General features: G+C 49.4%; 25 protein-coding genes, 1 tRNA gene and 1 pseudogene. 16 read left to right on the top strand and 11 right to left on the bottom strand.

The window, feature by feature from the left end:
* Positions 1-103: 103 nt before the first annotated feature.
* Both LG202_RS10170 and LG202_RS10175 read right to left on the bottom strand, forming a co-directional pair.
* On the bottom strand, positions 104-1069 hold the full coding sequence (locus LG202_RS10170; RefSeq protein ID WP_230348337.1) for a FecR domain-containing protein: 966 nt from the start codon (positions 1067-1069) through the stop codon (positions 104-106).
* Positions 1066-1572, bottom strand: a complete 507-nt coding sequence (locus LG202_RS10175) for a sigma-70 family RNA polymerase sigma factor (RefSeq protein WP_230348338.1) — start codon at positions 1570-1572, stop codon at positions 1066-1068. The genes LG202_RS10170 and LG202_RS10175 overlap by 4 nt, the downstream gene beginning before the upstream one ends.
* A gap of 283 nt (positions 1573-1855) precedes the next feature.
* Here LG202_RS10175 and LG202_RS10180 point away from each other — a divergent pair, with 283 nt between their 5' ends.
* Together LG202_RS10180 and LG202_RS10185 are read left to right on the top strand one after the other, a co-directional pair.
* Complete coding sequence (locus LG202_RS10180) at positions 1856-2002, top strand: DUF3096 domain-containing protein (protein WP_230348339.1); 147 nt, start codon at positions 1856-1858, stop codon at positions 2000-2002.
* A gap of 214 nt (positions 2003-2216) precedes the next feature.
* Positions 2217-2489: an HU family DNA-binding protein gene (locus tag LG202_RS10185; RefSeq protein WP_230342959.1), complete on the top strand. Its 273-nt coding sequence runs from the start codon at positions 2217-2219 to the stop codon at positions 2487-2489.
* A 63-nt stretch (positions 2490-2552) separates the two neighbouring features.
* Here the strand turns inward: LG202_RS10185 and LG202_RS10190 are convergent, their stop codons facing one another.
* Both LG202_RS10190 and LG202_RS10195 read right to left on the bottom strand, forming a co-directional pair.
* Positions 2553-2996, bottom strand: a complete 444-nt coding sequence (locus LG202_RS10190) for a GNAT family N-acetyltransferase (protein WP_230348340.1) — start codon at positions 2994-2996, stop codon at positions 2553-2555.
* Positions 2997-3009: 13 nt separating this feature from the next.
* A complete protein-coding gene (locus LG202_RS10195) occupies positions 3010-3405 on the bottom strand; it encodes a hypothetical protein (protein ID WP_230348341.1) in 396 nt (131 codons plus the stop codon).
* Positions 3406-3456: 51 nt separating this feature from the next.
* On the opposite strand from LG202_RS10195, the gene msrB reads away from it, so the two are divergent.
* From msrB to LG202_RS10215, 4 genes and pseudogenes are all read left to right on the top strand, one after another.
* Positions 3457-3849, top strand: coding sequence for a peptide-methionine (R)-S-oxide reductase MsrB (msrB, locus tag LG202_RS10200; protein WP_230348342.1), 393 nt, complete (start codon positions 3457-3459; stop codon positions 3847-3849).
* Positions 3850-3862: 13 nt separating this feature from the next.
* Entirely contained in the window at positions 3863-4213 is a 351-nt protein-coding gene (locus LG202_RS10205; protein WP_230348343.1) for a DUF4186 domain-containing protein, read from the top strand.
* A 63-nt stretch (positions 4214-4276) separates the two neighbouring features.
* Positions 4277-5779, top strand: a pseudogene (mqo, locus tag LG202_RS10210) (malate dehydrogenase (quinone)); the annotation flags it as partial.
* A gap of 569 nt (positions 5780-6348) precedes the next feature.
* Positions 6349-6654 (top strand): BON domain-containing protein, encoded by a 306-nt coding sequence (locus LG202_RS10215; protein ID WP_230348345.1) that lies wholly within the window; start codon positions 6349-6351, stop codon positions 6652-6654.
* A gap of 54 nt (positions 6655-6708) precedes the next feature.
* Here LG202_RS10215 and LG202_RS10220 read toward each other — a convergent pair whose 3' ends face one another.
* Together LG202_RS10220 and LG202_RS10225 are read right to left on the bottom strand one after the other, a co-directional pair.
* Positions 6709-7596 carry an alpha/beta hydrolase family protein gene (locus LG202_RS10220; protein ID WP_268867646.1) on the bottom strand — a complete coding sequence of 296 codons (888 nt, stop codon included), beginning with the start codon at positions 7594-7596 and terminating at the stop codon, positions 6709-6711.
* Between the two features lie 73 nt (positions 7597-7669).
* Positions 7670-7745: transfer RNA gene (locus LG202_RS10225), tRNA-Glu, on the bottom strand.
* A 140-nt stretch (positions 7746-7885) separates the two neighbouring features.
* Between LG202_RS10225 and dinB the strand changes: the two genes are divergently transcribed.
* Complete coding sequence (gene dinB, locus LG202_RS10230) at positions 7886-9043, top strand: DNA polymerase IV (RefSeq protein ID WP_230348347.1); 1158 nt, start codon at positions 7886-7888, stop codon at positions 9041-9043.
* A gap of 24 nt (positions 9044-9067) precedes the next feature.
* Here dinB and LG202_RS10235 read toward each other — a convergent pair whose 3' ends face one another.
* Entirely contained in the window at positions 9068-9991 is a 924-nt protein-coding gene (locus LG202_RS10235) for a LysR family transcriptional regulator (RefSeq protein ID WP_230348348.1), read from the bottom strand.
* Positions 9992-10120: 129 nt separating this feature from the next.
* On the opposite strand from LG202_RS10235, the gene LG202_RS10240 reads away from it, so the two are divergent.
* The 3 genes from LG202_RS10240 (at position 10121) to LG202_RS10250 (ending at position 13392) form a co-directional block, all read left to right on the top strand.
* Positions 10121-10372, top strand: a complete 252-nt coding sequence (locus tag LG202_RS10240; RefSeq protein WP_230348349.1) for a DUF2798 domain-containing protein — start codon at positions 10121-10123, stop codon at positions 10370-10372.
* Between the two features lie 160 nt (positions 10373-10532).
* A complete protein-coding gene (locus tag LG202_RS10245) occupies positions 10533-11030 on the top strand; it encodes an SRPBCC family protein (RefSeq protein WP_230348350.1) in 498 nt (165 codons plus the stop codon).
* A gap of 154 nt (positions 11031-11184) precedes the next feature.
* Complete coding sequence (locus tag LG202_RS10250; protein WP_230348351.1) at positions 11185-13392, top strand: glycosyl hydrolase 2 galactose-binding domain-containing protein; 2208 nt, start codon at positions 11185-11187, stop codon at positions 13390-13392.
* Positions 13393-13421: 29 nt separating this feature from the next.
* Here LG202_RS10250 and LG202_RS10255 read toward each other — a convergent pair whose 3' ends face one another.
* A complete protein-coding gene (locus LG202_RS10255; protein ID WP_230348352.1) occupies positions 13422-14957 on the bottom strand; it encodes a SulP family inorganic anion transporter in 1536 nt (511 codons plus the stop codon).
* 215 nt (positions 14958-15172) lie between these two features.
* On the opposite strand from LG202_RS10255, the gene LG202_RS10260 reads away from it, so the two are divergent.
* Positions 15173-15523 carry a hypothetical protein gene (locus LG202_RS10260; RefSeq protein ID WP_230348353.1) on the top strand — a complete coding sequence of 117 codons (351 nt, stop codon included), beginning with the start codon at positions 15173-15175 and terminating at the stop codon, positions 15521-15523.
* A gap of 63 nt (positions 15524-15586) precedes the next feature.
* Here the strand turns inward: LG202_RS10260 and gyrB are convergent, their stop codons facing one another.
* The 3 genes from gyrB to dnaA form a co-directional block, all read right to left on the bottom strand.
* Positions 15587-17983, bottom strand: coding sequence for a DNA topoisomerase (ATP-hydrolyzing) subunit B (gyrB, locus tag LG202_RS10265; RefSeq protein ID WP_230348354.1), 2397 nt, complete (start codon positions 17981-17983; stop codon positions 15587-15589).
* A gap of 52 nt (positions 17984-18035) precedes the next feature.
* Positions 18036-19139, bottom strand: coding sequence for a DNA polymerase III subunit beta (dnaN, locus tag LG202_RS10270; RefSeq protein WP_230348355.1), 1104 nt, complete (start codon positions 19137-19139; stop codon positions 18036-18038).
* A gap of 229 nt (positions 19140-19368) precedes the next feature.
* Positions 19369-20784 (bottom strand): chromosomal replication initiator protein DnaA, encoded by a 1416-nt coding sequence (gene dnaA / locus LG202_RS10275; protein WP_230348356.1) that lies wholly within the window; start codon positions 20782-20784, stop codon positions 19369-19371.
* Between the two features lie 277 nt (positions 20785-21061).
* Between dnaA and rpmH the strand changes: the two genes are divergently transcribed.
* The 5 genes from rpmH to mnmE are packed head-to-tail and all read left to right on the top strand — an operon-like array spanning position 21062 to position 24839.
* Positions 21062-21196 (top strand): 50S ribosomal protein L34, encoded by a 135-nt coding sequence (rpmH, locus tag LG202_RS10280; protein WP_230348357.1) that lies wholly within the window; start codon positions 21062-21064, stop codon positions 21194-21196.
* A 36-nt stretch (positions 21197-21232) separates the two neighbouring features.
* The gene (rnpA, locus tag LG202_RS10285; RefSeq protein WP_230348358.1) at positions 21233-21610 is read left to right on the top strand and encodes a ribonuclease P protein component; all 378 of its coding nucleotides are present in this window, start codon (positions 21233-21235) and stop codon (positions 21608-21610) included.
* Complete coding sequence (yidD, locus tag LG202_RS10290; RefSeq protein WP_230348359.1) at positions 21611-21823, top strand: membrane protein insertion efficiency factor YidD; 213 nt, start codon at positions 21611-21613, stop codon at positions 21821-21823. It abuts the gene before it with no gap.
* Positions 21824-21856: 33 nt separating this feature from the next.
* Positions 21857-23512 carry a membrane protein insertase YidC gene (yidC, locus tag LG202_RS10295; protein WP_230348360.1) on the top strand — a complete coding sequence of 552 codons (1656 nt, stop codon included), beginning with the start codon at positions 21857-21859 and terminating at the stop codon, positions 23510-23512.
* Positions 23499-24839, top strand: coding sequence for a tRNA uridine-5-carboxymethylaminomethyl(34) synthesis GTPase MnmE (gene mnmE / locus LG202_RS10300; protein ID WP_230348361.1), 1341 nt, complete (start codon positions 23499-23501; stop codon positions 24837-24839). The genes yidC and mnmE overlap by 14 nt, the downstream gene beginning before the upstream one ends.
* Positions 24840-24898 lie beyond the last annotated feature (59 nt).

Consider the following 24898-nt stretch of genomic DNA (forward strand, 5'->3'; position numbering starts at 1 on the left):
GACTCCCTTTCGTTCTTGATAGATTGGATTAAGCGTAGAAAACAACGCTCCATCTGTTAAGCCGAATGAGAATCAGAAACAGCAACCCTAAATGAAAGTTTTTTTATACTTGCTCACGCAAAGTAACGCTGACCCAGTAGCGGGTGCGATATACCACCTTGATAGGCAGCGTGTTGGCAATATTGGAGAGCACTTCGTCAGTATCCTGCACCCGGAAAGCGCCTGATATACGGATATCGGCAGCGGCCGAGTCGCATCGCAATATGCCAGGGCGATAACGTGACAACGCTTTGATGAACTCTGCTAAAGCTTGGTTTTCCACCACCATGATGCCGCGTATCCAGGCATCCTGATAAGCACTCACATCGCTTACCTGGCCTGCATGACCACGATTAAACTGCACTTGGTGGCCAGCCTCTAGCAGCAGGCTTTCGTGTTGTTGATCCGCCAAGCGGATTTTCACTGCATGTTCCAGCACAGCCACCTGTGCAGCTTGGGTATCGCTTTGCACCGTAAACCGCGTACCTAGGGCACGGATTTCACCATGGATGGTTTGCACGACGAATGGACGCTGCGCCCTATCGGCTGCGGTAGTAATGCAGATTTCGCCCTCATGCAAGTGAATTAAGCGTTTCTCAGCGCGGTAATCTACATCCACGGCTGTCGCAGTATTTAACACCAAGATACTGCCATCTGGCAGGTTGATTGTTTTTTGCTCGCCGGTCGCGGTGCGGTAATCTGCCGCTACCATCCACCACGGCAGGTATTCATAGGCACCCCAACCCGCCGGTGCAGTGATGCTCAGTAAAGCCAGAGTTTTCAGTACAGCACGCCGCTTGGCAGCAGCATCGCGCAATGTAGGTATTGCGATATCGGCGGGCACCATGCCAAAGCGCTGTTCAAGCTTTTCCACCCGCGCCCAAGCTTGGCGGTGCAGAGGATCGGCCTCTAGCCAATCGTTAAATAACAACCTTTGCTGCTGGGCAGCTTCTGCCTGCATCTCCTCATGCAGACGTACATACCATTCCGCAGCCACTTCTAGCAATGCTGGGCTCAGTGTTGTACTCATTCCGGCGCGTCATCCAGCAATATGAGGCAGTGGGTCATGGCACGCACCATGTGTTTCTTGACCGTGGTGATTGAGACGCCAAGTTGTTGGCCAATGGCAGGATAGGTCAAGCCTTCCAGCTGCGCTAACAGGAATATATCGCGTGTACGTGGCCCTAGACCATCAAGCATGCGATCTATTTCCATCAAGGTTTCCAGTACCAGCAAGCGCTGCTCGGGAGAAATAGTCAACGGCTCAGGAAACGCGACCAACGCATCCAAATAAGCCTGCTCCAGCGCGCGACGACGAAACATGTCTGCCATCAAGCCACGTGCAATCGTGCTGAGATAAGCGCGCGGCTCACGAATCTCCACCAGGCTATCCGCATGCAACACTCGCATGAACGTATCCTGGGCCAGATCAGCAGCATACTCGGCATCACCGAGTTTTCGGCGCAGAAGTTGATACAGCCAGCCATGGTGGTGCTGATAAAGCTGCGTTAAGGAGGGATCGTAAACGGTCATGATTTTCAATACTGAGAACTATTCTCATCATACCAGCCCGGAATCAGGTGCTGCAATCTTCATCCAGTGGGTGGCATGCGGTGTTGTCCTACACTAACATCAGTAGTTACCCGATATTGCTAAGGCTGAGGCTGGGCGATGATGGTGCTTCAAATTGCACAGGAGAATCATCATGAAGTTTCTGATCAAGGCTGCCCTCGTGACTTTTGTTGTCAAACGCATTGCGAAATCGTATCTGCGCAAGGCTTAAAGCGCTCATCCACGATTACCTGGAGATAATACGATGGATATCCATGTCAGCTTGACCCCGCTTATTTCCCTGATTGCCGGAATATTGATCCTGGCGATCCCACGATTGCTCAATTACATCGTGGCTTTGTACCTGATCATTATCGGCCTGATTGGCTTGTTTGGCCCACCCAGTTTGTAAATTCCAGGGAAAATCCACGACGACTTGTCGCAAAACGGCGTCACTACGGGCTTCTGAGGTGAAAAATTTAGCCAGTTTGTAGCGAAAAGGGGTTTCATCGGGCGCAGGTTGTGATATTTTCTCCCCTGTTACTATTTAACCTGGTAACGAGGCGAAGTATCAGCCTTACCAAAACTAGATTGATAACCCAATATACACAAGGACTGGATAACTTATGAACAAGACAGAACTGATCGAAGAAATCGCCAAGGAAGCAGGAATTTCCAAGGCTGCTGCTGGTAAAGCTGTTGATGCATTCACTGCATCCGTAACTGCAGCCCTGAAGGGTGGCGATACAGTAACACTGATCGGCTTCGGTACTTTTGGCGTTTCCGAGCGTGCTGCTCGCACTGGTCGCAATCCTCAAACCGGTAAGGAAATCAAGATTGCTGCTCGCAAGGCTCCTAGCTTCAAGGCTGGCAAGGCTCTGAAGGATGCTTTGAACTAAGACGTTGAATCAAGACTGATTCAATTGAGCGAAAACGCCAGCCCATGCTGGCGTTTTTTATTGTTATTGTTGCGGCAACAAGCGCTTTTCAAAGCAGCAACTCACCGGGTTGCCGATATAAGGCCCAAATGGCGCAATTGCTTGATAGCCTAAGCCTTGATACAAGGACATGGCAGGCGATTGCAGATTCCCGGTTTCCACCAGGATGCGCTTGATTCCCTGCTGCCTTGCCCATTGTTCCAACACAGCCATTAATTTCTTGGCCACGCCGCAGCCACGGGCTGCTGATACAACAAATAGTCGCTTGATTTCAGCAATATCCTCGTCTAGCACCATCAAGGCAACGCATCCCACCGGCTGGCTATTATCCCGTGCGATCAATGTCAGTGCTGGCTGCAGTATGCTTGGCTTGGGCATGGCAGGATAGAGCTGATAAAGCTCGTGCTCCAGCCTGGCCAATAGTGCCTGCATATCGTCATCTGCCATCTGGCAGACTTCGACAATCATTCCATCGTGAGGCTTATTCCTCATCCTGGTCGGGAGAGTGGAACTCAATATCTTCATATACCGATTCTGCGATAGGTAGCAACGCTTCGTGCAGGGCTTGCTCGGTGATGACACTATATTGTTGCTGTGCGGTCAAAGCAGGGTCGATTTCCAAAGCCTGTAATAATGGCTCGTAATCGTCACCTGATACGCCGAAGTGGTCGTCGCTGCCCACTGGCTTGCTATAGACAAGTGAAAACTGCTGCTGGCCCAACTCAAGATCGAATCTGATATTAAAATGGGGGATTGCAGCGTCATTGTCACGCGATTCGCCGTAATCGATGTCAAACAAAATGACGTTGACCCCTTGGATGCTGATGGCTTTACCCTGTTGCGTCACTACAGTGTCCTTACTGACTAAATCCAGCATTGTACTGGTTTTACACAGACAAATAACGCATCAACTCATGAGGAGGAAGTCATGACCAAAGTGGTAAAAAGCGATGCCGAATGGCGTCACCAACTTAGTCCGATACAGTATGAAGTCACGCGCCACGCCGCAACCGAACGCGCAGGCACTGGAGAATATGACCAGCATTTCGAGCATGGCATCTATTATTGCGTCTGTTGCGATACGCCCTTGTTTGCTTCTGATACCAAGTTTGACGCTGGATGCGGCTGGCCAAGCTACTTTGCAGCTCTGGACCCGGATAATGTCCGCGAAGAAGAAGATACCTCTTACGGCATGGTACGCACAGAGGTGATCTGCAATGTCTGCGATGCACACCTGGGGCATGTATTCCCTGATGGCCCTCCTCCGACCGGGCTACGTTACTGCATCAACTCCGCTTCGTTGCGCTTCGAGCCACGCTAGACACATATTCCACATGCGAGAACTGGACGAACTGTTTGCGGCCCTGGGACGTTCCCGCTTTCGCAGTTCGTTCCAGCTCAATGCGCACGATAATACTTACCTGCATGCCAAAGGCTTACCAGTCATACAGGATCATGCGCGAGATTTCATTACCAAGCGCCTGGCACCTGCGCTGATCGCAAACGACGGCAAGCAAACCCCTTTTCGAGGCCATCCAGTATTCGTGGCACAGCACGCCACCGCTTGCTGTTGTCGGGGCTGCCTGCAGAAGTGGCACCTGATTCCTGCCGGACGTGCCTTGCGCACAGATGAGCAGGAATATGTCTTGCAAGTACTGATGCACTGGCTGGAAAAGGTTTATTGACATGAAAACAGGGTTTTACAGAAGCACGGCTTATGCCTATCATGGCGACCCAAGACTACAGTAACGAACAATTCCCGGCCTGACATGACCACTTCCTTAGACACCAATATCCTGCTGGTTGGCGGCGGCATCATGAGTGCCACCCTCGGCACCTTGTTACATCAGCTCAATCCAGACCTGCGTATCACACTGGTGGAACAACAGGCTGAAGTCGCGACGGAAAGCAGCGATGGCTGGAACAACGCCGGGACAGGCCATGCCGGGTATTGTGAACTTAATTACACGCCGCAAAATTCAGATGGCAGCGTCTCCATTGCGCGCGCACTTAGGATCAATGCAGCCTTTGAAGAGTCCCTGCAATTCTGGGCCTGGCTGGTTGAGCAGGGCATACTGAAAGAACCCGCCAGCTTTATCAATCCCACGCCCCATGCCAGTTTCGTCTGGGGGGAAAAGGATGTAGCTTTCCTGCGCAACCGCCACCAGGCATTAAGCGCGCACCACCTGTTCGCTGACATGGAATATAGTGAGGATCCGACCGTGTTGCAGCAATGGATGCCCCTGGTCATGGCAACCCGCAACATGGATGCCCCAGTCGCCGCAACACGCGTTGCCTATGGCAGCGACGTCGATTTCGGCTCTCTTACCCGTCAACTGGTACAACACCTGCAAACCCTACCAGACTTCAAGCTGCTTACCCGCCATGCAGTGACCGACCTCAAGCAGGAACAAGGCCGCTGGACAGTGAAAGTGGCAGACCTGGCCAAAGGCAAGCCGATCACCATCCATGCTGATTTCGTTTTTCTCGGAGCTGGCGGTGCAGCCCTGCCCTTGCTACAAAAATCCGCCATCAAAGAGGCTAAAGGCTATGGCGGCTTCCCGGTCAGCGGGCAATGGCTGGTGTGTCACAATCAGGATGTGATTGAGCAACACCACGCCAAGGTCTACGGCAAGGCCCCTATAGGCGCGCCGCCCATGTCAGTCCCCCATCTGGATACCCGCATCATCAACGGTAAGCCTGCGTTGCTGTTTGGCCCGTTTGCCGGCTTTACCACTCGCTTCCTCAAGCAAGGTTCATTGCTTGACCTAGTCAGCTCGGTCAAGCGAGGCAACCTGAAATCAATGCTGGGCGCAGGGCGGCATAACATGGACCTCACCCGTTACTTGGTTGGAGAGGTGTTCCAAAGCCATAAACAACGTGTGGCAGCCTTGAAGCATTTCTACCCAGCCGCCAAAGAAAGTGAATGGTCACTTATTTCGGCAGGCCAGCGAGTACAGATTATCAAGGGCTGTGACGAGAAAGGTGGCAAGCTGGAATTTGGCACCGAGATTGTCTCCGCGGAAGATGGTAGCCTGGCAGCCTTGCTGGGTGCATCGCCTGGTGCCTCTACCTCAGTGCCCGCAATGCTGGATGTCTTGCAACGCTGCTTTGGCAAATCCTTACAAAGTACAACATGGCAACAGCGCATGCGCGAAATGGTGCCTTCCTATGGCCAATCCCTGCTTGATGACGCTACGTTGCTACACACAGTGAGACAACGTACTTTGACTCGCCTGAAACTGGCTTAACACACCATTCCATTGCTTTTGGCTGAGCCTCATGCTCAGCCACTTCCGTTTGTCCTACACGGATATCAGAATTTTCCAGATAACACGTCCCTGACACCAACGCTATAGTAGCCCCACATTCTTAAGCAACATACATAAAGGAATCCATTATGCATGCCTTATTGAATCTGGTGCTCGTCACCGTCATGTTTGGCCCGATTGCATTGGGCTTTATATTCGGTTAAGCCCTGCCAGTTTTGCGAGCCGCTGGCATTTGTCAGGATTAGCGACTGTCCGTCCCCCTCATTATGCTGATCCGGGCGATTTCATAGAAAAATGCCTTGAGCATGTGAAATCTCCCAGGCAAATGCCAGCACAGGCTGCTTCAACAACCTTCTCTTCCACTCCCAATAGCATCTCCATATCTTTGCCTCAGCAACATTTACCTCTTTATTGACCTAAACTTAGGCTGGTGCGCCCAGTAAGCTCATTCCTACATTGCTTTCAGTAACTTGCTGATTAATCGCTCTAACATGGCTTTATAGAATGAACTCGTGTTCTCGATAATTAAATCCAAAAAGGAGTCTTAAATGAAAGCGAATTTTAAAAGCCTTGTTCTGATCGGTGCGTTGATGATGCCAGTAGCCAGCTTTGCGGCAGAGGGCGATAGCATTGAAACCAAGCTGAGCGACTCCGTGGTGACCACCAAGGTAAAGGCTGCTTTTGCCAAGGATAAGCTTGTGAGCGCTACCGACATCAAGGTGGAAACCGATAGCGATGGCTTGGTTCAACTGAGCGGAACCGCCAAGAGCAAGGCAGAAGCTGAACGGGCTGTGAAAATTGCCAAAAGCGTCAAGGGCGTTACTGCTGTGAAGAACGACATCATTGCACCTTAAGCCATTAAGATCCATGAATAAAAATGGGGCTTTTGCCCCATTTTTTTATGCCTGTCATGATTTGAAACGATGATTCAGATAAACCAGGATTTCCTGTTTGAGCTGTTCGTGAAAGCCTTCACGATCAAACCCTTCGGGATCTGTCGTTGGCAATGCCCCGCCCTGCTTGATCTTGGGGGGAAACGGACTAAGAAAAGAGAAATGCCCAGCATTCTTCACGCAGCGGCTGGTCACCTTGGTGATGTCTGGCACACCCTTCAGCACAATCTCGTTATGCCAACCTGGCGTATAAGGGTCATGCTCCGCACTCAACATCAAGATAGGCACATCGACATGTTTGAGAGCGTCTTCCGGAATGAACCATATTGTTGCCGGTGCCAATAACACCAGTGCCTGAACCCTGTCGTCATGTTCCACTTCCACATTGTTAGGTGCTGGCCCAGCATAATCAGGCTTAAATGCCTCTGGCGGATACCATGGTTTACCCCCTGCAAGTGCAAGCGCAGCATATCCTCCCATCGAATGCCCAATGACGCCAAGCTGTCGCGACTGTAAATGCGGGCCCAAGCTAGCATCCTCATGGAGGGCATCTGCCGTGAGCCGAAGATGGCGTGGACGGTATTGCAGGTTTTCCACTTTGCCCATGAATTGATTATCAACGCGGTTGTTGCCCGGATGCTCAACCATTGCGACGATATAACCGTGCTGGGCAAGATAAGTCGTCATACTCCGGTACAACAGATGTGAACCGCCGCTACCATGAGAGACCAAGATCAGGGGATATTGCCCGGGTGCGACGGGAGCATCAAGGCTAACATCCATCACATAAGGGCCAAATGCGTGGCTGGTTGGCTTCTGCTGAGTCGGATACATGACCAGCGCAGGAAACGAAAGTCCGTGCGCTTCATCTTGCAGCTTCAGTTCTTTCACACCAACAAACATATTAAAATCAATTAGTTGATAAATATACAGACAAAATAAAAGCAGACTTTTTATGGTCTGCTTTTATTGGAATTGGCGTCCCCACGGGGATTCGAACCCCGGTTACCGCCGTGAAAGGGCGATGTCCTAGGCCTCTAGACGATGGGGACATGAAACATAATGTTTCTAGAGGGTGCGAATTCTAACCAAAAACCCTGACGAACGCCAGCTTATTTTGAAAAAATATTCCACACTGCATCATTCCAGAGGTGATGCGGTCTTGCCTGATCATTGTTAGCATAGCGACCAGATGAAAGATGTTCGTTTCCCAGACCGCCGTATTGCCCATCTCGACATGGATATGTTCTTTGCCGGAGTGGAGTTGCTACGCTACCCTGAGTTGCGCGGGCAGGCCCTGGTGGTTGGTGGTCGCTCTACCCCGCAGCCACGCAGACTTGCCAATGGCCGCCATCAATTTGCACGCCTGGGGGAATACAATGGCCGCGGAGTCGTCACCACCTCCACCTATGAAGCCCGGGCGCTGGGCGTCTTTTCTGCCATGGGCTTGATGAAATCCGCACAACTGGCACCGGATGCCATTTTGCTCCCAGCAGACTTTGAGTCATACCGTCACTATTCGCGCTTGTTCAAGGCAGCTGTCATGTCAATCGCCCCTGATATCGAGAATAGAGGGATTGATGAGATATATATTGATCTCAGTACCATTGAGGAAGACACGGATGCCCTGGCCCAGCGCCTGAAAACTGCCGTGTTCGATGCCACAGGCCTATCCTGCTCGATTGGCATTGCCGCTAATAAATTGCTCGCCAAGATAGCTTCAGACCTCGACAAACCTGATGGACTCACCATCATCGATCGCCAGGCTTTTCAGGAGCGCATCCTGCCGCTGGCGGCCAAGAAGATCAACGGTATAGGCCCCAAGGCCGCATTGAAGCTGGAGAAACTGGATATCCGCACGATTGCAGACCTCGCCTCTGCGAAGGCGGATATCCTGTTGCAGCATTTTGGCCAAAGTTATGCCCATTGGCTGATGCGTGTCGCCCAGGGGCAAGACGACAGGGTGGTTGTCACTAGCTCTACGCCCAAATCCATGAGCCGAGAAACCACGTTTGAGCGTGACATGCACGCACACCAGGACAAGCACTATCTCAGCCGCGCATTCACCGCATTATGCGAACGTGTAGCGCAAGACCTGCAACAGAAACGCTATCAGGGCCACACTGTCGGCATCAAGATCAAGTATCAGGATTTTCGTACTGCCACACGCGATCTCACCTTGCCTCACCCTACCAATGATGCAGCCACCATCCGCCGAGCCGCAGGCCGCTGCTTAAAACGCCTTTCGCTAGATCAGCGCTTTCGCTTGCTAGGGGTAAAAGTCAGTAATCTAATACATAGCGATGAGATCGAGGCAGATCCCCCGGAACAGGCCAGCTTATTTAGCTGAAGATGAGCTCTACAAACTAGCCGGTCAAGCCTGCCATGGCGCCGGGATATGTGTCACCAGAAAATCGATCAGCAACCTGAGCTTGCCAGTTGCCGCCTGCCTATCCCGATAGCAAGCATAAAACTCCAAGGGCTCGATCTCGGCATTCGGCACCTTACCCTCAAGCGGCTCAAACAAGGGCACCAGCAATTCATCCGCAATCAGGCGGTCCGCGACAAACGCACCGATACGGGCAATGCCAGCTCCTGCAGCCGCCATGTTGGCCAACGTATCAATATCGTTGCAAATTAAGGTATCGTTCAGCGGAGCTTCAAACCGCAAGCCATTTCTCACGAAGCGCCATCCGAGTAATCGTCCGTCAAACGGCACTCTTAACACCAAACATTGGTGATGGATCAATTCGTCAGGATCATGTGGTGTTCCATGTTGTGCCAGATACGCCGGGGAGGCGCAAAAGCGCAATGGCACCCGTGCAATCCGCCTGGCAACCAAGCCAGCCTCCAGCTGCTGCGAAAAGCGGATACTGAGATCAATTTCTTCGCGGATATGATCAACATAGTGATCTGCCAGCACCAGCTCGATCTTAAGCTTGGGATAGCGAATAGCAAACGCTGCCACCAGTGGCGCCAGCACATTGCGCCCAAAAGCTGCAGAACTGGCGATACGCAATTTCCCCCGAGGTTCGCCAGCAAGCTCATGCAGCTCTGCCTGCGCGTCATCCAGTTCCTCCATCACCGATTGCACCCGCTGGTAATAAAGCTGACCACTTTCCGTCAAGGCCAGGCTGCGCGTCGTCCTGATCAGCAACCTCACTCCCAGTTGTTGTTCCAAGCGAGCAATATTTTGGCTGGCAGCAGCAGCTGAAATACCCAGCCGCCTTGCCCCGGCAGCAATGCTCCCCTCCTCCACTGCCTTGACGAAACTGCTAATGCCTTTCAAGTTATCCACAAGCTAACCTTTTGTACAATGATCTTTACTTATAAGTTTAACTTGAAAATTTCATTGGATTTTACAGGCTACTGGCTAATGAATGGCTAGAGTACAGTGCTCTCCATCCACAAACACAGGAGCAATATCATGAATGTAGTTCCCCGTTTCAACCTCGGCCTACCCAAACACTACACGCCTGTGGTATTTGCCTTTTTCATGTCTGGCATCATGGCCATGCTGATGTGCCTGGTGATCGTTGCCGCCAACAGCGGCGTAGGTTTGGGATATTTCAATCGAGTACTGCATGCCTACATGCTGGCGATGCCAGTGGCATTTATCTGTGTACTCATGGTGCGCCCCATCGTCATGGCTTTGGTTGCCAGGACCATCCGCCCTTAAACTCTGTGGGCATTCACTTTCTCCGACAGCCATTTCGGAAGCCAACCTATGCCATGAAAGACTTGCCATCACTACAATGGTAGTCAGGGTTTCTACTGATACAAAGCAATTCAGTGGAACTGTTTAGCCCAGAAACCATCCATATTGATAGGAGGACGTCATGCCAGTGATTGAGAAATCCATAGAAGTGAACGTACCCGCCCAAGTGGCCTATGATCAATGGACGCAGTTCGAGGATTTTCCATTGTTCATGGAAGGCATCATTGCGGTTAACCAGCTTGACGACACCCATGTGCACTGGACAGCGGAAATCGTCGGCCAGCGCAAGGAATGGGATGCTGAAATCACAGAGCAGATTCCCGGCAAGCGCATTGCCTGGCACAGTGTTTCCGGTGCGCGTAACGCTGGGGTTGTCACCTTCCACCATCTTGATGATTCGAGCTCACGCATCATGCTACAGATGGATTATGACCCGGAAGGTCTGCTGGAAAATGCCGCAGATGCTATTGGCGTATTAACCCATCGTGTGGCAGGTGATCTAGAGCGCTTCAAGGGATTTATCGAGTCGCGCGGTAACGCCACAGGAGCTTGGCGCGGTCAGGTCAATCAGAGTACTTACCAAGCACCGCCGCCTGGTCATTTGAATCAACCACGTTAGGAGGTTTATCATGAAACTACTACTGAAAACCCTGTTTGCAGGTTATGTCGCTAAGAAACTGACGCGCTATTATCTCAACCACAGAAAACCTAAAACAGTAGACGCTTAACCTTGAGCCGGGCCATTGCCCGGCTCATTATTTGTGAATCCCGCCATGACATTGCTTTCCCGCCTTATTACTTGGTTAACACTATGCCTAACGCTGGGAGCATTTCCCTCTCAAGCGCAAGAAACCAAGCACCTCTCTTTGAATGGTAACTGGCAGTTTCAGCCTATTACCGGCCCAGTCAATGTAACACCACAACTCACAGCGCCTGATAATGGCTGGAAAATGATCAAGGTGCCTGACAACTGGTATCGTCAGGGCCATGACATCAGTGGGTTTGCCTGGTACCAGACGCAATTCAAGCTTGATAATGCTAAGTCCAGCAAAGTGACTCACCTGCTATTCCATGGCGTGGATTACGCAGCAGACGTATGGCTTAACGATCATTACCTTGGCCATCACACTGGTTATTTCCAGGCCTTTGCGTTTGATGTCAGCGGTTTACTCAGATCCGGCAACAATCAGCTGCGTGTGCTAGTGAACAGCCCGCTAGAAAAACCTGAGGATTGGTCTTTACACAAACGGCTGGTAAAAGGCATTTTCAGTCATCACGATACCCGTCCCGGTGGAGCCTGGTCTGAGCGCGGGCAGGAAAAAAACACTGGCGGCATCTGGGCGCCTGTCGAGTTGCAGTTTGCCGAACAGGCAGCACTACGCCAGTTACAGGTCACGCCTCGCAAACAAGCGACACAGGCACAGCCAGATCGCTGGCAAATAGACACTAGCGCACAGATACGTCAGCATGTTTCACATGAAACATCTGTCACGGTAGAGGCAAATATCCGCCCGGAGAATTTTCCGGGCAACACGCTGCATTTCAACCAGCAGCAAACCTTGAGGCCAGGTGACAATCGCCTTGCTCTGAGCTTTCCACTGGATAACCCTGCGCTGTGGTGGCCATACGAATATGGCAAACCCAATCTCTACAAGCTGGAGCTTAGTATCAAAGATGCTTCAGGCAAGGTACTGGATCGTCAGGCACAGATATTTGGCGTGCGTGAAGTCAAGGTAGACGATGGCTTACAATGGCACATCAATGGCCGCCGCCTGTTCCTGCGCGGTACCAATTACATCGGTGCTCAATGGCTGGCGGAAATGACACCCGCACGCTACCAGCATGACCTCGACATGATGCAGGCCGCCCACATCAATGCCGTGCGCGTGCACGCTCATGTTACCGACCAAGCGTTCTATGCTTTATGTGATCGGCTGGGTATCTTGGTGACACAGGATTTCCCTCTGTTGTGGGGTTATAGCGATGATCCCGCGTTTATTGCCGATGCGCGCTCCCAGGCCAAGGATATGGTGCAAGCACTGCAGCAACATCCCTCCATCATCTCCTGGACCATGCACAACGAGCCACCCTGGGATTCACCGTGGATGGCACAGAAATACACGGATTACCAGCCCAACATCAATCGCAAGCTTGATGAGCTACTCTATGTAGACATCAGCCAACTAGACCCGTTACGCATTGTGCGCAAGGAATCCGCCACCAAGGAACATGAGTGGATGGGGTGGTACTTCGACCACTGGCTGGCTTTTTCTCGCCCTACGCCTACGCCCTGGAGCACGGAATTTGGTGCACAGGCATTGCCTAATCTCAAGAACCTGAAACGTATGTTCAGCCAGGATTTGCTCTGGCCGGACAACGAAGAAAAATGGCGCCAGTGGGAATATCACAATTTCCAGCGTAAGGAGACTTTTGAGTTCGCTGGTATCAAGCAGGGTAAGAACATTGAGGAATTTATCGCCAACAGCCAGCATTATCAAGCTAGGCTGCTCCAGTTTGCCGTAGAAAACTACCGCCGCCAGCGTTATGCCCCGGTATCTGCCGTATTTCAATTCATGTTTGTGGAAAACTGGCCCTCCATCAATTGGGGCATCGTCGATTATTGGCGTGAACCCAAGGCTGGCTATGACGCCTTGCGTACTGCCTACCAGCCTATCCTGCCAAGCCTGGAATGGAAGCAGGACGAATATCCAGTAGGCGCTACACCACAGATCGGGCTATGGGCGATCAATGATACCTGGCAGGGCTTTGAGCATGCCCGCTACAAGGTCACGCTCTACCGAAACGGCACTGCGCTGGACAACCTCCAGCTACCGCTGGAAATGCCGCCGGATTCTGGCCACAAGCTGCGCGATTATGCCCTACCCGCCCTGCAAGCCGGGCAATACCAGCTAAAAGCCGAGATCACAGGCCAGGACGGCAAGCTCATGGGGCGCAACCAGTATAGCTTCAGCGTGAAATAAGCGAACGCAGCAGGCAGAGCCAGTCAGGCCTAGTCCAGCTTGTCGTCAGCCACCGCATAGGTGGGGTCTTCCAGCAGATTCACTTCGACTAACTCTTTCGCCTTGCCCAACAAAGCCCGGCAATCCGGGCTCAAATGCTTGAGCGATAACTGCTTGTCTTGCTGTGCATAACGCTCGGCCAAAGCATCAATCGCAGCCAGGGCTGAGTGATCCACTACTTTTGCCTGTGCAAAGTCCACCACGACCTGCGCAGGATCATCATGTGGCGTAAATAAGGCCTGAAAGTTGGCAATCGAGGCAAAAAACACACTGCCCTTGAGTACGTAGACTTTACGACCAGACTCGTCAATCGCGGTACTGACTGATACCTGCTTGGCATGTTCCCAGGCAAATACCAGCGCTGACACGATGACCCCGATCAATACCGCCACTGCCAGATCACTGAACAAAGTAATCAATGCCACCAATATGCCGACAAAAATATCCGGCCTTGGCACCTTGCCGAACAATCTGAAACTGCCCCATTCAAAGGTCTTCAGCGCCATGACGAAAATCACACCTATCAGCGCTGCCAATGGGATCATCTCGATCCAATGCGAAGCAAACAAAATGAAAGAAAGCAGGAAAATCGACATGGCAATGCCGGATAACCGGTGTAAGCCGCCTGCATTCATATTGATCATGGTTTGCCCTATCATGGCACATCCACCCATGCCACTGAACATCCCAGTCGTCACATTCGCTGCCCCCTGCGCCATCGACTCACGATTGGGTTGACCACGCGTATTGGTCATCTCATCCACCAGGTTCAGCGTGAGCAAAGTCTCGATCAAGCCAATCGCTGCAAGGATGAGTGAATAAGGAAACACGATCTTCAAGGTTTCAAGATCAAATGGCACCGAGGGAATATGAAAGCTAGGCAAACCACCGGCAATTGAGCCCAGGTCGCCCACCGTCTTCGTTTCCAAGCCGAAGCCAGCCACCGCCACTGATACCAGCACAATTGCCGCTAATGCCGACGGCACTACCTTAGTCATACGTGGTAATAGATAGATGATAACCATCGTCAACGCGACCAGCGCCAACATGGTGTAAAGCAAAGGCCCACTCATCCATTGCAAGCTACCATCGCCTGCCGCCACCTTGAAATGGTTGAACTGCGCGAAGAAAATCACCATCGCCAAACCATTCACAAAGCCAAGCATTACCGGATAAGGCACCATGCGAATGTACTTGCCCATCCTTGCAACACCGAATAGCACCTGCAATATCCCCATCAGCACCACAGCTGCAAACAGGTATTCCACGCCATGCTGCACCACCAAGGCTGTCATCACTACCGCTAATGAACCTGCCGCCCCGGAAATCATTCCTGGACGCCCGCCAAAGGCAGAGGTGATAAACGACACGATCACCGAGGCATACAGCCCTGTCAAAGGCGATACATGGGCAACAAAGGCAAATGCGATTGTTTCCGGCACCATCGCCAGGGCTGTTGTCAGCCCGCTTAATGCATTGGTTTTAATTTTGGATAGATTTAGCCGCTTGGATACTACATTCGACATCAATAAACTCCTGTGCTGAAGCACAACTCAGCCGTTTTAGCGGCCACTGTGTCATACCAATTTAATCAATAAGTTAAATTGGTAAAAACACCAGATAATAGAAAACAAACTGTTAGCCTTTCCAAGCTCGATATGACAAATCCTACAAGTTTGCAGAAATAGTAGGTAGTAGATTAACCTGCATTCAATATTCCAGATGATAAGGAGCTGCCATCATGGAAAACCAGTGGAGTGTCTATCGCGTATCTCCTATCGACCACGGTTGGCACTATCTCAAGACGGTAAACGAAACCGCACGCCTATTGGGTGGGAATTGGGCAGAAGCAGAAGCGAATGGTCTAGTCGCAGATCACCCGAGGGTTGAGGTATTTCTAGCAGCCTACCGTTTTGCTCGCGAGGCAGCGATTGCTCACGGCTATGACAATATCAACCGCAATCAACCCGTTGTATTCTGGTTACCAGACAGTACTATTTTCAACTATGGATTTGTATTCAAGTCAGATAATGGCGGGATCACTTATGTAATTTCACCCAAACCCCTACCTTGGCTAAATCAAATGAGTTGAAAGCAATCAGGCTAATCATTGATTAGCCTGATGGTTGACGATCATATAAAAATACTTTATAGATCAAACATCTAGGTTACTTACCCCCAGAGCATTGCCTTCAATAAAGGCACGGCGCGGTTCTACCTGATCACCCATCAATGTAGTGAAGATTTCATCAGCCGCAATGGCGTCGTCAATCTGCACCTTGAGTAGGCGGCGCACAGTGGGATCCATGGTGGTTTCCCAGAGTTGCTCAGGGTTCATTTCACCCAGGCCTTTATAGCGCTGGATATTGAGACCGTGCTTGGCTTCGCCCATCAGCCAATCTAAAGCAGCCTTGAAGCTGGTGATTGGTTGTTGTTTTTCACCACGCTTGATAGTGGCACCCTCACCTACCAAGCCTTGCAAGGTTTGTGATGTGGTGAGGATTTGCTGGTAATCACCACTACTGATGAAATCGCTATCAATCACGCTGGCTTGCAGGTTGCCGTGAACATACTTGTTGATTGCGAGGCGATAGTTGCCACTTTCCTGGTTTTGCGTCACCAATACTTCGCTACCTGTATGGCCCAACAATGGACGAAGTTTTGCGGCTGTTGCTTCAGCCTGGGCCTCACTATCGAGTTCAAGCTTGCCCAGCTCAAGCAATGCGCGCAGGATGCTTTCGTCATACAGTGGGCTTAAGCGACGAATGATAGCCTCAGTTAGTACCATTTGCTTGGCAATCGCTGCCAATGCTTCGCCGCTGATGGTTTCACCATCTGTTTGCTTGAGTAATTCCGCACCTTTGAGTGCAGATTGCAGCAGGTATTGATCCAGTTCCTGCTCATCCTTGAGATAACGCTCATCACGTCCCTGCTTGACCTTGTACAACGGTGGCTGAGCAATATAAACATGGCCTCGCTCTACCAACTCCCCCATCTGGCGATAGAAGAATGTCAACAACAAGGTACGGATGTGCGCACCATCAACGTCCGCATCGGTCATGATGATAATGCGGTGATAGCGCAATTTTTCTGCACTGAAATCATCCTTGCCTATGCCTGTCCCCAAAGCAGTGATCAGGGTTGCAATTTCCTGTGAAGACAAGAGCTTATCGAACCGGGCTTTTTCCACGTTCAGGATCTTACCCTTCAATGGCAGGATAGCCTGGAACTTGCGGTCACGTCCTTGCTTGGCAGATCCGCCCGCAGAGTCGCCCTCGACTAGGTAAAGCTCGCTTAATGCAGGGTCTTTTTCTTGGCAATCAGCAAGTTTGCCAGGCAATCCCATGGTATCCATGGCGCCTTTTCGGCGTGTCATTTCACGCGCCTTCCGGGCTGCATCACGTGCACGGGCTGCCTCAATAATCTTGTTGCAGATGATTTTGGCTTCGTTAGGATTTTCCAGCAGGAATTCAGCCAGCTTGGCAGAAACTACTTCTTGCACAACAGGCTGTACTTCACTGGAAACCAGCTTGTCCTTGGTTTGCGAGGAAAACTTTGGCTCAGGTACCTTTACGGAAAGTACACAAGTCAGGCCTTCGCGCATGTCATCACCGCTGGTGTCGATCTTGGCTTTTTTAGCTAGATCATTTTGTTCAATATAACTGTTCAGCGTACGTGTCATTGCCGTACGCAAGCCAGTCAAGTGAGTACCACCATCGCGTTGTGGGATATTGTTGGTAAAGCACTGCACGCTTTCACTGTAGGAATCGTTCCATTGCATGGATACTTCGATAGTCATGCCATCTTTTTCGCCAGATGCATAGAAAGGCTTGGGATGCAGTACAGTCTTGCTGCGGTTCATGTATTCGACGAAACCCTTGACCCCACCTGAGTGGGCAAAGTTTTCAGATTTGCCATTGCGTTGGTCGATCAGCTCGATTTTGACGCCATTATTGAGGAAAGAAAGCTCGCGAATACGTTTTGCAAGAATTTCGAAATGAAACTCCACAGTAGTGAAAGTTTCAACGGAAGCAAGGAAATGGACTTCTGTACCACGTCGTTCAGTCGTGCCAGTCACAGCCAAAGGTGATACGGCCACGCCACGACGGAATTCCATTTGATGTACTTGGCCATTGCGACATATACGCAATCGAAGCCAATCTGAGAGCGCATTCACCACAGACACACCTACACCGTGCAAACCACCAGAAACTTTGTAGGAGTTTTGGTCAAATTTGCCGCCAGCATGTAGTTCTGTCATCACGATTTCAGCGGCTGAACGCTTAGGCTCGTGTTTGTCGTCTTCCTTGACGTCGGTAGGAATACCACGACCATTGTCTGAAATACTGATCGAATTATCAGGATGAATGATTACCTTGATGTCATCACAGTGTCCGGCCAAGGCCTCATCAATCGCATTGTCCAGTACCTCGAACACCATGTGGTGTAAACCGCTGCCATCGGATGTATCGCCAATGTACATACCTGGGCGTTTACGAACTGCATCTAGGCCTTCAAGGATTTTAATACTGTCGGAATTGTAATCAGTCATAGTCCTATTGGTTTCACGTGAAACAATCAGTTATTCTTTAATATTCAATTAGTTAAATTCTCATTGGCATAACGACATATTTGTAATTATTGTCGTTTTCCACTGTCACCAGGCAACTGCTATTAGCGTCTGCAAATGAGAAAATCACGCTTTCGCTGTCTGAATTGTTCAATACATCGATCATGTAAGTGACATTGAAGCCGATATCCAGACTGCTGCCACCATAGCTAATTTCAAGTTCTTCTTCTGCTTCTTCCTGCTCGCTATTGGTGCTGATAAGTTTCAAGCTATTCGCAGAAAGCACCATGCGAATACCACGATATTTTTCGTTGGACAGGATAGAGGCTCGTTGCATGGATAACAAAATCATCATGCGATCTACAGTGAAACTGTTCTGGTGCCCTGTAGGGATTACACGTGTGTAATCTGGGAATTTTCCGTCAATTACTTTTGAAATCAATCGGATATCACCAAAAGCGAAATTAGCCTGACCATTGGCAACCTCTATTGTGACTTCATCTTCGCTTTCGTCCAACAGTTTTATCAATTCGATCACGGTTTTGCGTGGCAGGATGATTTCCTGTTTTTCGTAGCTATTTGCCAGTTCGGTAGAAGTAAAACTGAGTCTGTGACCATCAGTACCTACGACATTCAGCCTATTTCCATTCACTTCGAACAACAAGCCGTTAAGGTAATAACGGATGTCTTGTTGCGCCATCGCGAATTCAACTTGTTTGAATAAGCGCTTAAGCGATTTTTGCCCGATGTTGATGATGGTATTACTTGCATCTGCATTTTTAGTCATCAAAGGATAATCGTTGGCAGGCAGTGTTTGCAGGTTAAAACGGCTCTTGCCGGTTTTAACCTGGATGCGATTTTCCTGTGTTGCCATGGTGATATCAGCGTTTTCAGGCAATGAACGGCAAATATCCAGAAGTTTCTTTGCAGAGATAGTCGTTGATAGCTCACCGCCGACGGCTGTTTCGACTGAAAGGGAGATTTGCATTTCCAGATCTGTGGCTGTCAGAACAATTTTGTCCTGTTTAGCTTCTAGTAACAGATTGGAAAGAATAGGCAAGGTATGACGTCTTTCAACAATACTGCTTACTGATGAAAGTGGTTTTAACAGCGTATCGCGATTGATTTGGATGTTCATATCTTTAAAACCTAATATATAAAAAATAAATTGATAATAACAATAAAGTAAGCAACTTCTGTTGATAACTCAAATTTTCAATTTAAATTCAATCACATATTTGAAATTAAACTATCTTGAAATTTTTAGAAACTGTTGTGGATAGAATGTTGGTTATTTTACTGACTTCTTAAAATCGCGTTTAACCCGCATTGTTACCCACAGCCTTTCCATAAGCACGTACTTATTTTTAATCCCGGATCACTTGAATCAGGACAGAAATATCTCTTGCCAAGGTTTGATCGTTTTGGCGCAATTGTTCAACTTCATCACAGGCATGCATTACCGTGGTGTGGTGACGGCCACCAAAGGCTTCTCCGATTTCGGGGAAGCTGTGATTAGTCAGCTCACGAGCTAGTGTCATGGCGATCTGTCGTGGACGTGCAAAATTGCGTGAACGTTTTTTGCTATACATTTCAGCAACTTTGATCTTGTAGTAGTCAGCAACTGTTTTCTGGATATTTTCGATAGTAATCTGACGACCACGAACTGCGATCAAGTCTTTCAATGCTTCTTTTGCCAAATTAACATCAATGGCATGACCAGTGAAATTGGCCATAGCAATAATACGGTTAAGCGCTCCTTCCAGTTCACGGACGCTAGAACGTACCTGCTTGGCGATGAAGAAAGCAACGTCTTCATCCAATCGTACACGTGCTGCTTCGGCTTTCTTCAACAGGATGGCAACGCGCATTTCCAATTCTGGTGGTTCTACTGCTACTGTTAGCCCCCAACTGAATCGTGTGCGCAGGCGTTCATCGACATCTGCGATTTCCTTGGGATAGGTATCACAGGTGATGATGATTTGCTTCTTGGCTTCGATCAGAGAGTTGAACGCATAGAAAAATTCTTCTTGGGTGCGACTCTTCTTGGCGAAAAACTGGATATCGTCAATCAGCAAGAGATCCAGAGAATGATATTGACGTTTGAATTCATCAAACGCTTTGTGTTCATAGGCTTTGACGACATCCGAAACATAGCGTTCTGCATGTAAATAACGAATTTTTGCATCTGGACGCTGGGATTTCAGGTGATTGCCAATCGCTTGCAACACATGAGTCTTGCCCAAGCCAACTCCACCATAAATAAACAGAGGGTTGTAGGCAGTACCTGGATTTTCCGCGACTTGTATGGCTGCTGCACGAGCTAATTGATTGGCTTTTCCCGTGACAAAGTTATCAAAGCGGAATGCTGGATTGAGGCCATTGGTTTCGGCGACGGGTTTGGTTTTTTTCACTGCTGCTGAAGCAGATTTTGTCGGTGTTATTGCTTTTGTGACCTTGCTCACTTCAGCTTCAATTTTTGCTTTTGGAGTAGGTTCTGCTGCCGCTTGTTGTGGTTTAGGGCTGACTGGCGCTGCTTTGTCACTGGCATCGTACAATGCCAGTTCGATATGCATGGGATTGGAGAATACTTCCTCAGCCAGTGCCGTGATTTTTTGTAGAAAGCGATCTTTTACCCATTGTTGTACAAAGCGATTGGGCGCTAATAGGCGCAATACTTCCCCGTTAGCTTCAAAACGTAAGGGCTTGATCCAGGTATTGAATTGCTGCGTTGACAACTCTTCTTCAAAGCGACCGAGACAAAGAGACCAAAAATTTTCCATCGGTTGCCCGAAACTCCGCAGTGAAATGAATGTGAGGTATGGACGAAATGTCTGATTATGTTTATTTTTATCGACCAGATGCTGTATTCACAGAATGTTTACCACCCCATGCCAGATGAAGGATTCTAGCTTGTTTGCCACAACTTATCCACAGGCAACGCACAATCATTTTCACAACGGCAATGTTTTCCCAAATAAACATTGACATAGGACTGTGTTTTCAGGTTAAATTACGCGTTTTTGATTCGCAACATCTAGAAGTCAACCGGAGATTCCCATGAAACGCACTTACCAGCCTTCAAAAATTCGCCGTGCTCGTACGCATGGTTTCCTGGTGCGTATGAAGACCCGTGGTGGTCGCGCTGTTATCGCTGCGCGTCGTGCCAAGGGCCGTGCTCGCCTGGCTGTTTAATCAGCCTTTCGCCGTTTAAGGCGATTTTAGCTATACATGGTTTTGCCATCATATGCGTTTGAGCGTCGGGCAAGATTGTTAAAAACGGATGATTTTTCATCCGTTTTTAATTTCCGCAAACGAGTTTCAGGTCGTTATCTTGTGTTCCACTACCAATCTAACGAGTTGGCTTATGCAAGATTAGGCTTGGTAGTAGGTAAGAAAATTGCTCGCCGTGCTGTAGATCGTAATTATATCAAGCGTGTCATGCGGGAACTATTCAGGTTAAACCAGCATCAATTGCCTGGCGTTGATCTGGTGATAAGACCTCACATGATATTTGGTCGTTCTGAGTTTACCGAGATTGAACAGGAGTTCATGGAATTGGTAAGCAAACTACAGCGTAAGCTGACGATACAGCAGGAGCCTCAATGAATGTTGGGCAAACTCATGGTGGGTTTGATCAAGTTATACCAATGGGTATTGAGTCCATTGCTGGGCCAGCGATGCCGTTTTTACCCGACCTGTTCGCAATATGCCATTGAAGCCATACAAAAGCATGGCACATGGCGCGGAGCCGTTTATACAATACGCCGTTTATCCAAGTGTCATCCATGGCATGACGGTGGTCATGATCCTGTGCCATGAGAGTGTGGCTTAATACATTAGATTAAGAGATTTATGGATACCAAGCGCCTGATTCTTTTCGTTGTTTTTTCCTTTTCTATCCTGATGTTATGGGATTCCTGGCAGCGTGATCACAAGCCTGCCTCAACGCCTGTAGCGACAGCAACTCAGCATGTTGAAGATAGTAGCGTTCCTCAAGCCGCAAAATCATCTACACCTGCTGCTAGCCAGGCAAGTCTTCCTGTAGAAACTGGTTTCCGCTTGCAATCTGGTGAGCGTGTTCAGGTTGAAACTGATCTTTACAAGGCGAGTATTGATACGATAGGTGGTGACCTGCGTCGTTTGGAATTGCGTGAGCACAAGGATGACGTTGATCTGGATAAGAATTTCGTGTTGATGGATGATGGTTCGGCACCGATGTTGTATGTCGCTCAGACTGGCTTGATTGGTAATGACTTACCAACTCACAAGGCGGCCTTTACCAGTGATTCTTCAAATTATCAGCTTGCTACAGGTGCTGACAAGTTGGATGTGCGTTTGACTTGGAAAGGTGATAACGGTGTTGAGGTTGATAAGATTTATACCTTCCACCGCGATAGTTATGCAATAGAAGTCAGCTATGAAATCCGTAACAACGGCACGGTGGCAATTGACCCCTCGGTGTATTACCAAATTGTCCATGATAATCAGTCCCACCAAGGCTCATACATGATGCCAACCTTTACTGGTGGCGCTTATTTCACTGAGGCTGACAAATATAAAAAGCTCAGCTTCTCCGATATGTCCAAGACCAATCTCTCGAAGAATGCGAGTGATGGCTGGGTTGGCTTGGTGCAGCATTATTTCGTTAGCGCCTGGATTCCCAAGGATGGTTTAGCGCGGGAGTTCTATTCCAAGAAGCTGTCGGACAATATGTTTTCTATTGGTAGTGTCAGTCATCTGGGCAATATTGAGCCCGGACAGTCTATCGAATTGAAGTCTCGCTTGTACGCAGGTCCCCAAACGCAAAGTGAATTGAAAAGCGTAGCTCCCGGGCTGGAATATACCGTGGATTACGGATGGTTGACGGTGATTGCATCGCCTCTGTTCTGGGTTCTGTCTTCGATTCAGAAACTGGTGCACAACTGGGGTGTGGCTATTATCTTGTTAACGGTTCTGATCAAGCTCGCCTTCTATCCATTGTCCGCAGCCAGCTATCGTTCCATGGCCAATATGCGTGAGTTGGCTCCGCGCTTGCAACGCCTGAAGGAACAATACGGTGATGACAGGCAAAAAATGCATCAAGCAATGATGGAAATGTACAAGACAGAAAAGATCAACCCTATGGGTGGTTGCTTGCCTATCTTGGTGCAAATTCCTGTATTTATTGCACTGTACTGGGTGTTGCTTGGTAGCGTTGAAATGCGTCACGCGCCGTTCATGCTCTGGATACAAGACTTGTCTGCGATAGATCCTTACTACGTGCTGCCTATTCTCATGGGTGCAACCATGATTATCCAGACCAGGTTGAACCCCAAGCCTGCTGATCCTGTTCAGGCCAAGGTCATGACCATCATGCCTATTGTGTTTAGCGTGTTCTTCTTCTTCTTCCCTGCAGGTCTGGTGCTGTACTGGTTGGTGAATAATATTCTTTCGATTGCCCAACAATGGCATATCAACCGCACTATCCATCAGGCAGCAGAAAAAAAGAAGGGAAATGCGCGTCGTTGATACCATTGCTGCCATCGCCACTGCTCCCGGCTCCGGGGGTATTGGCGTGGTACGTGTCTCCGGCCCTGCTAGCCAATCTATTGCCGAGGCAGTGCTAGGCCACTGCCCTTCCCCACGCTATGCAGCGTATCTTGCTTTTCGTGATGACAAAAATTCCCTGATTGATCGGGGCATTGCCATTTATTACCCTGGCCCACACTCCTACACCGGTGAGGATGTATTGGAATTACAGGCGCATGGTGGCCCTGCCTTGATGCAGATTTTGCTCAAGCGCTGCTTGGCTCTTGGAGCCCGGCAGGCAGAGCCGGGGGAATTCACGCGTCGTGCTTACTTAAACGACAAGTTGGACTTAGCCCAGGCTGAAGCCGTGGCAGATGTGATTAATGCGGCCACTGAGGCTGCTGCTCGCAGCGCGGTAAAATCCTTATCCGGTGAGTTTTCCACAAGAATCCATGAGTTGCTGCAGCAGCTGATTGATTTACGACTATATGTCGAGGCCTGCCTGGATTTTCCTGAAGAGGATATTGACTTCATCAGCCAGGGGCGTGTTGCTGAAAAATTAGCGCATGTTGCAGCAGGATTGGACGCAGTGTTTCGTGAGGCTAAACAAGGCAATTTATTGCGTGAGGGTTTGCAGGTGGTTTTGGTTGGCCAACCCAATGTGGGTAAATCCAGCCTGATGAACCAATTGGCCGGTGAAGAAGTCGCGATTGTGACGTCTATTGCAGGTACAACGCGCGATACCATAAAAAACTCCATACAAATCAATGGGGTGCCACTTCATATTATTGATACTGCAGGATTGCGTGAAACGACAGACGAAGTAGAACAGCATGGTATTGCCAGAACATGGCGAGCGCTAGAAAACGCCGGTGTTGCATTATTATTGATTGATGCATCTCATGGTATTGGCGAGGTGGAAAAATCGATTCTAGAGCGATTGCCGCAGGATTTACCCAAAATTTGGGTTCATAATAAAATTGATCTTGAATCCACAAGCCCTAAAATTATCCAGCAAGACGGCAATACGCATATTTATCTTTCTGCCAAGATGGGAGATGGAGTAGCGCTATTACGACAACGCTTGCTGGAAATTGCCGGCTGGCAACCCAGCGGTGAAGGTGTATTTATGGCGCGTGATCGGCACTTGTTGGCATTAAATACCGTCCATGAACACTTGGATGTAGCTGAAGGTTTGTTACTTCAACCGGAATTATTTGCTGAAGAGCTTCGACTGGCGCAGGATGCGCTGAATAGTATTACGGGTGAGTTCACCCCGGATGATTTACTTGGGGAAATTTTCAGCCGTTTTTGTATTGGGAAATAAAGTGTTAGATCAATAAAAAAGCCCGGATACCGGGCTTTTTTATTTCTTGGCTAGTCGTA

This window comes from Methylobacillus methanolivorans, from assembly GCF_054588515.1.